Here is an 8930-nt window from a genome sequence, read left to right on the forward strand (position 1 = left end):
GCATCGAGGCATTCTCGGCGCGCCCCGCGGCGCAGCCATGGTCTTCGATCGCGATGCGGCAGACCTCAGGCCGGCGCAGCCGGTGGCTTGGCCGCGAGCGAGCGGGCAATGCCGTACAGGCTGACCAGCATCCACGCACTCTCCAGCAGGAACACCGAGAGGTTGAATGTACCCAGCAGCGAGACCAGCACACCGGCGGCCCCGAACAGGTTGAGCAACTGGTAGACCAGCCCAGTGCCCGACAGCTTGCCTGCCTGCAACAGGGCGAAGCCGAGCAGGATCATTCCGGTGCCGGCGAGACCGGCCCCGTCGTACCACGCAAGTGTCATCACATCCCCCGCTGCCGCACGGCTTCAAACAAGGCCACGCCGGTGGCCACCGACACGTTGAGGCTCTCGAAGCCCCCCGGCATCGGGATCTTGACCAACTGGTCACAATTCTCTCGGGTCAAGCGGCGCAGGCCCTCGCCCTCGCTGCCCAGCACCAGTGCGACATTGCCTGTCAGATCGATGGCATACAGCGAGACCGAGGCCTCACCTGCCAACCCGTAGATCCACACGCCCAGTTTCTGCAACTCACGCAGCGTGCGCGAGAGATTGGTGACCGGAAAGATCGGCAGCGTGTCGGCTGCACCGGCCGAGGTCTTGCGCACGGTGGCATTGACCTGCACCGCCTTGTCCTTCGGAAACACCACCGCGGTCACCCCTGCCGCCGCCGCGCTGCGCAGGCAGGCACCGAGGTTGTGCGGATCCTGCACGCCATCCAGCACCAGCAACAGCGCTCGGCCATCGGCGGCATCCAGCAACGCCGGCAGCGCATGCTCATCCCAGGTCTTGGCCGCGGCATAGCGCGCCGCAGCACCCTGGTGACGCACCCCGCCGGCCACGCCATCCAGCGCCTGCTGCGCAACCCGGCGCACGTCGATGTCCTTGCGTCGGGCCTGCTGTTCGATCTCGACGATACGCGGGTTCTTGCCGCCGGCTTCCAGCAGCACTTCACGTACGTTGTCCGCATCGTGCTCCAGCGCGGACGCCACCGCGTTGATACCGACGATCCATTGGGAGGAATTGTTCATGCGGCTATTCTGCCTGCACTGATCGGATCTCAATATGCCTGCTTCACCCGCTTCGCCGGCTTGCCGCGCTCCGGCAGGGGCTTGACGGTCCTGGCGTCGCCATCGCGGCCCTCGCCCTCCACCAGCCGGAAATCGATCTTGCGTTCCTCCACGCTGGCCTTGAGGACCACGATCCTCACCCGGTCACCGAGGCGGTATTCGTGGCCACGGCGCTCGCCACTCAGCGTCTTGCGCACCGCGTCGAAGTGGTAGAAGTCACGCGGCAGCTGGGTCACATGCACCAAGCCGTTGACCTTGGACTCGTCCAACTCGATGAACAGGCCAAAGCTGGTCACGCCGCTGATCACGCCATCGAACTCCTTGCCGATGTGCTCCTCCATCCACGCGGCCCGGTAACGCTCGTCGACTTCGCGCTGGGCTTCGTCGGCACGACGTGAGCGCTCCGAGCACTGCAGCGCGAGTGCCGCCATCTCGTGCGGGGAGTAGCCGTAGGCATCGGGCTTGCCACCGCGCAGCGCGTGCTTGATCGCGCGGTGCACCAGCAGGTCCGGGTAGCGGCGGATCGGCGAGGTGAAGTGCGCATATGCCTCCAGCGCCAAGCCGAAGTGACCGATGTTGTCCGGCGCATACACCGCCAGCGCCTGGCTGCGCAGGATCACCGATTCCAGCAGCACGGCGTCGGGGCGCTCGCGGACCTTTTCCAGCAGGCTGCGAAAATCCTTCGGCTTGACCTTGGCCCAAGGCGGCAGCCGCAGCGCGAATTCCCTGAGGAATGCCTCCAGGTCGGCGTACTTGGATTCCGGCGGCTTGTCGTGGTCGCGGTACGGGGCCGGCACGCGGGCATCGAGCAGGAACAACGCGGCCTGCACGTTGGCCGCGATCATGCATTCCTCGATCAGCTTGTGAGCATCATTGCGCTGGAGCATCCCGGCCTGCGCCACCGCGCCCTTGGCATCGAGCACGAAGCGCACTTCGCTGCTTTCGAACTCGATCGCGCCGCGCTTCGCCCGCGCCTTGTCCAGCACCCTGTAGAGCTGGTGCAGGCGTTGGATCTGCGGAAGCAGCGGGCCGATCTTCGCCTGCGCCGCGTCGTGGTCGTCGGTCGGAATGCCCTCGCCCACCGCATTCCACACGTCGGTGTAGGTGAGCCGTGCGTGCGAATGCATCACTGCCTCGAAGAAACGCGATGTGGTGACGATGCCATCGCGACCCACCTGCATCTCGCAGCAAAAGCACAGTCGGTCCACCTGCGGATTGAGTGAACAGATGCCATTGCTCAGGGTTTCCGGCAGCATCGGCACCACGAAACCGGGGAAGTACACCGACGTCGCGCGCAACTGCGCCGCGTCATCCAGCGGCGTGCCTGGACGCACGTAATGCGAGACGTCGGCGATCGCCACGATCAGGCGGAAGCCATCGGCATTCGTCTCGCACCAGACTGCGTCGTCGAAATCCTTGGCGTCCTCGCCATCGATGGTGACCAGCGGGGTGTTGCGCAGGTCGACCCTGTTGCGGATGTCTTCGGCCTGCACCTCCAGCGGCACCGCCGTGGCTTGCGCCATCACCTCGGGCGAGAATTCGTGCGGGATGTCGTGGCCGTGGATCGCCGCCTCCACCGCCTGCGACGCGGTGAGCTTGTCACCGAGTACCGCCAGCACACGGCCGATCGGCGGTCGGTGCGCGTCCTGCGGCGTGGTGATTTCGACCACGACCAACTGCTCCGCCCGGGCGGCGTTGCGCGCGTCCTGCGGAATCATCACGTTGCGCTGGATGCGCCTGTCATCCGGCACCACGTAGGCGATCCCCAACTCCTCCGCATATCGACCGAGCAGGCGGGTGAGCCGGCGTTCCAGCACTTCCACGATGCTGGCCTCCCCGCGCCCGCGCCGGTCGATGCCGGTGATGCTGGCCAACACGCGATCGCCGTGACTGACCTTGCGCATCTCGAACGGGGGCAGGAACAGGTCGTCGCCACCGGCCTCCGGCCGCAGGAAACCAAAGCCATCGGGATTGGCGATCACGGTGCCGGCAACCAGCGCAGTCTTCGACGCCGGCACGAATCCACCACGGCGGTTCTGCAGCAACTGGCCGTCACGCAGCATCGCCTGCAGGCGTTTCTCCAGTGCGGCATAGCGATCCTCGGCGGTCAGCGCCAGCTTGGTTGCCAGCTCGCCGGCATCCATCGGACCGTCGTTGGCCGCCAGCACCTGCAAGATCATTTCGCGACTGGCGATCGGATATTCATAGCGCTGCGCCTCGCGCTTGGCGTGGGGATCGAGGCGTGGCGCAGTGGGGTGGGTGTCCACGCGCCCACCCTTGCGGGGCGCGTGCATCGCCATCGAGTCCGGCATCCATGGCGGGCGCTTGCCCGCCGATGTCGGAGATTGTCCGGTCTGCGTGCCGGCAGCACGCTTGCCACCGGATCCCTGGCCACGACTGCCGCCGCGCTTGCTGGGAGGTTTGCTCATGCGTGAATGGTACAGGCCCGCTCATGGCCGCGTGCCCCGTTCCCGTTCTCGGGCGGACTTGCCCACGCGAGCGTCGCAGGGTCACTGGCAACGAATCCAGGCATATCGGCATGTCGCCGTTGACAGCACCCCGTCCGAACCGGACAATGCGCAGCTCACCACCTGCCCAGGTGGCGGAATTGGTAGACGCACTAGTTTCAGGTACTAGCGGGTAAAACCGTGGAGGTTCGAGTCCTCTCCTGGGCACCAATGTCGAGTTTCAGGCAGTTCCATGCCGCCCTGAAAATCCCCTGAAACCCGTCGACATGGCGGTTTTTTTGTTGCCGCAAACTGCAAGCAATCCTTGCGCCCATCCATTCGCGAGAACCCGGGCGCCGGCCAACGTCCGGCAGGACGTCCTTCCGTGCCCGGGTGCGATTACGAAAGCTTGAGGGTTCGCGGCGCCCAGACCGGTACAACTCGCGGTGCGGCCACCTGCCTACCTTCTTTCCAGGAATCCCCGCAGGGAGCCGTAATTGCTCGACTCGATGTCGCTGATCTTCCAACCCGCACCGTCCTTGGCCAAGGTATAGGTCATCGTCCTGGCTTCACCGGAAACCTGGAAATCAACCCTGACCCGAGGCGGTTGGCCCGCACCCAACCGAGTCACCTGCAATGTCGGCAGCACGCCACCTTCATACAAGGCAGTGTCGAGTATTGGGTCAAACGCAGGATTGCAATTCGCGACACCCTCTTGGCAAGGCATCTTGTCCAGCAGAAGGTTGACCAGGTCGCCATCGAACCAGGAAGACAGCAGCTCGCGATCGTTGTACCAGAACTTGTCACTCAGGGTACCGAGGTACTCCTTGAAGAAGCTACGCACGAAGTCTTCAGGAGCCGGCGCCGGCTGGCTTTCCTGAACTTCATCCGCAGGGCTTCCAGGCGTGTTCGCAATCGCGGCTTCAGTCGGTGGCGTCGCGGTTGCCACGGTGCGTGCAGGCGTAGCCGAATTGCTGCAAGCGCTGGCGGTGAATCCAAAGCAGAGGGCAACGGCAAAGAGTGTGCGCAGCATTCCTTCCCCCACGATCAGTTGGTCTTCGATGACAGCAGTCAAAAACAAACCCGAAGTGCGGTCAATCCATGGTTGCCTGCGCTTCCGGGAACCGCAATCCGGAGACTCCCGCCGGCCATGGCTGGCAGTGTTGCCTTAGATCGCAGGCGATCCCTTCGACACCAACACCGACAGTGATCCGTAATTCGACGAATCGATGTCCGAAATCCGCCAACCGCCATCGACCAAGACCAGTGTATAGGTCATCGACGTCGTGCTGCCGAGGTTTTCGAACGTCACCTTGACCCGCACTGGTTCGCCGGCGCCAAGCCTCTCGGTGTGCAATGTTGCATAGATCTCATCGTCGTAATCCTGCGCGTCGATGATCGGGTCGAACTCGATGCAGCCGTCGTGATTCTTCTGGCAGGCCGCGTGGTTGGCCAACGCAAGCCGGGCCAGGTCTTGCGTGAACCAGGGTGCCATCAGGTCCGCGTCGCCGAACCAGGACTTGTCTTCGAAAGTATCAAGGTAGGTCCGGAAGAATTCCCGTGCGAAATCCTCGGCGGGCTGTGAAGGCTCCTCTGTCGCTGCCGCGGCTGGCGCGGCGGCGGGCGTCGTCCCGGTTGCCGGCGCTGCGCTCCCGGCCGCGGCGGGCCCGGACGTCAGCAGGCGCGGACGCGGCTTCGTGGGGTCGGACAGATCACTGTCACCACAGCCAGCGAGGAGCAAGACCGAGAGCAGGATGACCATTGATCTCAACATGGCGAACACCTGTGGGTAGACATGCGGGCTTGACCGACAACCGGAACAGGAAAACCGGATTGTGGCCCGTGGTCAAGGCCCGGATCACGCTGACCAGTCATCCTGAATGGCAGGCCGGTTCCAACGCAAGCAGCCTGACTGGGGCGCGGGAGTCAGGCCGCATCCCCCGATTCCAGCCCGACATTGGTGGAAGCCGCCTCGTATTTCTCGTGATCCAGCATCCCGGTCTCGCGGGCAACCAGCACAGGAACCAGCATCTGCCCGGTCACATTGGTCATGGTGCGCATCATGTCGAGCACGCGGTCGATCGCATACAGATAGCCGATCACTTCCAGCGGCAGGTTCGCCGCGCTGAGCACGACCGTGGCCATGATGACCGCGGTGCCGGGGATGCCCGCAGTGCCGAAACTGCCCAGCACCGACGCAATCGCGATGGTGATGTACTGCGACAGCGTCAGGTCGATGCCGGCGTATTGCGAGATGAACACCGCTGCCAACGCCGGGTAGATCGCACCACAGCCATCCATCTTGATCGTGGCCCCCAACGGAACCGCGAACGCGGCGTAGTCCTTGTCGACCCCGTGGTTGTGGATCGAGCAGCGCAGCGACACCGGCAACGCCGCGAAGCTGCTTGATGCGACGAAACCAACCTGCATGCCAGGGAAAGCACCGCGCAGGAATTTCAGCGGATTCAACCCATGCGCCAGCAACAACGCCGGATACACGACCAGAATGTGGAACGCACAGGCAAGGTACAGGGCAAACACGAAATTCAACAACGGCCGCAACTGCTCGAAGCCGTAGCCTCCAACCAACGCCGCGATCAAGCCGAAGGTTCCGAATGGAGTGAATTCGATCACATAGCGGGTGATCTGGATCATCACCTCGTTGGCCTCGCCAGTCAGCTTGCGCAGCCCGGCCACGCGATCGCCCAGCTTGACCATCGCAATCCCGACCAGACCAGCAAAGAAGATCACCTGCAGCACGGTCCCGCTGCGCGGCACGAGGATCTTGGTGCCGTCCGGCAGCACCTGCTGGTCGGCTCCAGCCATGGCTTGGAACGGATTGGATGGAACCAGGTTAAGCAGCATGTCGAGCACGCTCGGAGCCACCTTGGGCTTGTAGTCAGCTGCGGTCTGCAGCAGGCCGACGCCACTGCCTGGCTGGATGATCCAGCCAACGACCAAACCAACGGCAACCGCCAGCACGGCGGTGATGGCAAACCACAGGAAGGTCCGGCTTGCCAGCCCCGCGATGGACTTCTGTCCACTCAGGGAGGCCACTGCATTGATCACGGCAAACAGCACCAGGGGCACCGCGATCATCTGGATCAGGGTGACGTAAAGATCGCCAATCGGGCCGAACCATTTTTCCGCATCCGGACCGAACGCCCAGCCGGCAAGGGCCCCGAGTACGAAACCCGCGACAACCCGCTTCCAGAACCTGATGCTGAACCACCAAGCAACCATCGGTCCGTTCCTGATTTTCGACGCGACACGATACTTCGGAATGGGCGCAACCGGCAGCGTCCGATCGAAGATTTCTGGATTCCGCCGCCTGCCGGGGGGGGGCCTACAGGCATCCCAGACAGAGGTCACCGACAGCAGCTTCAGCCCACTGATCCATACTGGCAGGCATGACACCGGCTCGAACCATCACCGCCTTCGCGGCGGCAACCCTGATCACAGGCCTCTTCACCGCCTGTGCAAGCAATCCATCCAACCCCACGCCAACAGCAGCCTTGCCACAAGGCGCCGGAGTGGACCTGGCCTCAATCCGGCACCCGGACGAGGAATCCCCGGCAGGGTGGTATCGCGCTGGAGCCGCACAGGCGGCTGCACGTGGCGCCATGTCAGGACGGGCGCGCAACGTGATCGTGTTCATCGGCGATGGCATGAGCATGACCACGGTGACCGCCGCGAGAATCATGGAAGGACAACGTGCGGGTGGCCGCGGCGAGGAAAACCGACTGGCCTGGGACCATTTCCCCGCCACTGCGCTCAGCCGCACCTACAACACCGACGCGCAGACACCGGATTCCGCAGGCACCATGTCGGCCATTGCCACCGGAGTGAAGACCCACATGGGCGCGATCTCGGTGTACGCAGGGAACACCACCGACTGCGCTGACAGCATGGGCAAGCATGCCCAGACCTGGCTGGAATTGGCCGATGCCGCCGGAATGTCCACGGGCGTGGTCACCACCTCGCGCGTCACCCATGCCACCCCTGCCGCAACTTATGCCCACACCCCGAACCGCCGCTGGGAAAATGACGCGACCATCCCGGAAGCAGCCCGGGCCCAGGGCTGTCGAGACATCGCAAGCCAGTTGATCGCAGCCACGGGAAACGGCCACGGCCCGTCGATCATCCTCGGTGGTGGCCGCAAAGAATTCCTGACCACTGAACAGACCGATCCGAGTTCGCCCGACAAGCGCGGATTGCGCACGGATGGACGTGACCTGATCACGGAGTGGAGGCAAGCCCATGCCGGCGGCGCCTATGTCACCACCGCCGCAGAGTTGGCGTCTGCCGCGAACGCGCCCGCCGTGCTTGGCCTGTTCAACTACAGCCACATGGCTTTCAATCACGACCGCATCGCCGAAGGAGGAATCGAGCCTTCGTTGGCGGAAATGACCCGTGCCGCGATCCGGCACCTGGCGCGCAATGAAAACGGCTATGTGCTGCTGGTCGAAGCTGCCCGCATCGACATGGCCCACCACGAAGGCAATGCGTTCCGGGCCCTGGATGAAACCATCGAACTGTCGAATGCGGTTCGCATCGCATTGGAAATGACGTCGCCGGACGACACCCTGATCATGGTCACCGCCGACCATTCCCACACGTTGACCATGGCCGGCTACACGGTGCGCGGCAACCCGATCCTTGGCACGGTGCGCGCACCCGGGAAGCCCAAGCCAACACTGGATCTGGCTGGATTGCCCTTCACCACGCTCGGGTATGCCAACGGACCCGGCAATACAGGCGCCAGCGAAATCCAGGTCGCTGGAAGCAAGCGCTTCCCGCATTACCCCAAGCACCAGACTGCTGCACCCGCAGGCCGACCGGACCTGTCACAGGTGGACACCACCCGCCCAGAGTACATGCAGGAAGCACTGGTTCCGCTGAGCAGCGAAACCCACAGCGGCGAAGACGTCGGCGTCTGGGCGATCGGACCGGGAAGCGCGGCCGTGCGAGGCTCGCTGGAGCAGAACGCGCTTTACCACATCATCGTGCAAGCCACGCCCCGGTTGCGCGATACGCTGTGCGCGAAGGGATGGTGTGACGGCAACGGTGTGCCGGTGACATTGCCGCGCTTGGAGGCGTTCAGTTCTCGGCCGACACGCTGAGGCAAATGATCAGAACGGCTTGGCCAACACCAGCCAGAGGATGCCCACCAGCAGCGGCAGCGGCAGTTCGTTGAACCAACGCAGCACCGTGGCCGACGGCAGGGCCGCGCCACGCGCCACGCGCTTCAGCTGGCGCCCGCTGGCGATGTAATACGCGAACAGCAACGCCACCAGCGCCAACTTCGCGTGCAGCCAGCCGCCCTTGATCCCGAAATGCAACCAAAGTGCCAGCCCACCGACGAAGGC

Annotated in this window: 8 protein-coding genes and 1 tRNA gene; 2 read left to right on the forward strand and 7 right to left on the reverse strand. The window is 64.1% G+C overall.

What is annotated here, in order from left to right; genetic code table 11:
- Positions 1–65: 65 nt before the first annotated feature.
- The 3 genes from IT472_RS00845 to rnr are packed head-to-tail and all read right to left on the reverse strand — an operon-like array spanning position 66 to position 3408.
- Positions 66–329 (reverse strand): hypothetical protein, encoded by a 264-nt coding sequence (locus tag IT472_RS00845; protein WP_297176940.1) that lies wholly within the window; start codon positions 327–329, stop codon positions 66–68.
- Positions 329–1075, reverse strand: a complete 747-nt coding sequence (rlmB, locus tag IT472_RS00850; RefSeq protein WP_297176943.1) for a 23S rRNA (guanosine(2251)-2'-O)-methyltransferase RlmB — start codon at positions 1073–1075, stop codon at positions 329–331. The genes IT472_RS00845 and rlmB overlap by 1 nt, the downstream gene beginning before the upstream one ends.
- A 29-nt stretch (positions 1076–1104) precedes the next feature.
- Positions 1105–3408, reverse strand: coding sequence for a ribonuclease R (rnr, locus tag IT472_RS00855; RefSeq protein WP_297176980.1), 2304 nt, complete (start codon positions 3406–3408; stop codon positions 1105–1107).
- A gap of 299 nt (positions 3409–3707) precedes the next feature.
- Between rnr and IT472_RS00860 the strand changes: the two genes are divergently transcribed.
- A tRNA-Leu gene (locus tag IT472_RS00860) sits at positions 3708–3792 on the forward strand.
- 229 nt (positions 3793–4021) lie between these two features.
- On the opposite strand, the gene IT472_RS00865 is transcribed toward IT472_RS00860, so the two are convergent.
- The 3 genes from IT472_RS00865 to IT472_RS00875 form a co-directional block, all read right to left on the reverse strand.
- On the reverse strand, positions 4022–4594 hold the full coding sequence (locus IT472_RS00865) for a DUF3828 domain-containing protein (RefSeq protein WP_297176946.1): 573 nt from the start codon (positions 4592–4594) through the stop codon (positions 4022–4024).
- A 135-nt stretch (positions 4595–4729) separates the two neighbouring features.
- On the reverse strand, positions 4730–5335 hold the full coding sequence (locus IT472_RS00870) for a DUF3828 domain-containing protein (protein ID WP_297176949.1): 606 nt from the start codon (positions 5333–5335) through the stop codon (positions 4730–4732).
- Positions 5336–5487: 152 nt separating this feature from the next.
- The gene (locus IT472_RS00875) at positions 5488–6804 is read right to left on the reverse strand and encodes a dicarboxylate/amino acid:cation symporter (protein ID WP_297176953.1); all 1317 of its coding nucleotides are present in this window, start codon (positions 6802–6804) and stop codon (positions 5488–5490) included.
- Between the two features lie 167 nt (positions 6805–6971).
- Here IT472_RS00875 and IT472_RS00880 point away from each other — a divergent pair, with 167 nt between their 5' ends.
- Complete coding sequence (locus IT472_RS00880; RefSeq protein ID WP_297176957.1) at positions 6972–8684, forward strand: alkaline phosphatase; 1713 nt, start codon at positions 6972–6974, stop codon at positions 8682–8684.
- Positions 8685–8693: 9 nt separating this feature from the next.
- Here the strand turns inward: IT472_RS00880 and IT472_RS00885 are convergent.
- A partial coding sequence (locus IT472_RS00885) for a CopD family protein (RefSeq protein ID WP_297176960.1) occupies positions 8694–8930 on the reverse strand: 237 nt, incomplete at its 5' end.

The organism is Thermomonas sp. (genome assembly GCF_020850895.1).
GTDB lineage: Bacteria > Pseudomonadota > Gammaproteobacteria > Xanthomonadales > Xanthomonadaceae > Thermomonas.

Coding starts and splice junctions, on each gene's coding strand:
- IT472_RS00880 (WP_297176957.1), top strand. CDS start 6,972: ATGACACCGGCTCGAACCATCACCGCCTTCGCGGCGGCAACCCTGATC.
- IT472_RS00870 (WP_297176949.1), bottom strand. CDS start 5,335: ATGTTGAGATCAATGGTCATCCTGCTCTCGGTCTTGCTCCTCGCTGGC.
- IT472_RS00875 (WP_297176953.1), bottom strand. CDS start 6,804: ATGGTTGCTTGGTGGTTCAGCATCAGGTTCTGGAAGCGGGTTGTCGCG.
- IT472_RS00865 (WP_297176946.1), bottom strand. CDS start 4,594: ATGCTGCGCACACTCTTTGCCGTTGCCCTCTGCTTTGGATTCACCGCC.
- IT472_RS00845 (WP_297176940.1), bottom strand. CDS start 329: ATGACACTTGCGTGGTACGACGGGGCCGGTCTCGCCGGCACCGGAATG.
- rnr (WP_297176980.1), bottom strand. CDS start 3,408: ATGCACGCGCCCCGCAAGGGTGGGCGCGTGGACACCCACCCCACTGCG.
- rlmB (WP_297176943.1), bottom strand. CDS start 1,075: ATGAACAATTCCTCCCAATGGATCGTCGGTATCAACGCGGTGGCGTCC.